This window comes from Allomuricauda sp. CP2A (genome assembly GCF_001683915.1).
In the GTDB taxonomy this organism is placed as follows: Bacteria; Bacteroidota; Bacteroidia; order Flavobacteriales; family Flavobacteriaceae; genus Flagellimonas.
On the sequence record NZ_LXTT01000108.1, the window covers coordinates 1 to 446 of the forward strand.

Annotated in this window: 1 protein-coding gene; it reads left to right on the top strand. The window is 37.4% G+C overall.

Features of this window, described 5'->3' with window-relative positions:
* Nucleotides 1-154: 154 nt before the first annotated feature.
* The coding region (locus tag A7D14_RS12850) for an AAA family ATPase (RefSeq protein ID WP_176712418.1) at nt 155-446 on the top strand (292 nt) is incomplete at its 3' end.

Below are 446 nucleotides of genomic sequence, written 5' to 3' on the forward strand. Positions count from 1 at the left end.
CGCGCCGCAGCGGAAAAAAGTGCACTTTTCCCAACAAGCGGCTATAGCGAATCAGCGCCTAATGGCTCCAGTCAGCTTTTGCGGGCAAGCCCACAACGCTGCCCGCCATAGCCGCGTGGCCGTTGGGCACAATTAGAACATAACAAAACGAAAAATGATAATAAAGAAATTTACAGCAACAAATGTTCACGACTATCTTAACTATGAGATTGAATTTAACGAACATCTTACTTTTCTAATTGGTATCAATGGGACAGGTAAAACAAGTGTTTTAAAATTAATACTTGGTCTTATTTCACCATCATTTAACTATCTAAATAGCATTGACTATGATTTCATCGAATTAGAGTGCCTTGATGAAAACAATACTAGCTTTAAAATTTCGTCTCGAAAAAATGAGGAAGAAAATTACTCAATAGATTTATTAATCAACGATGAAGAACCAA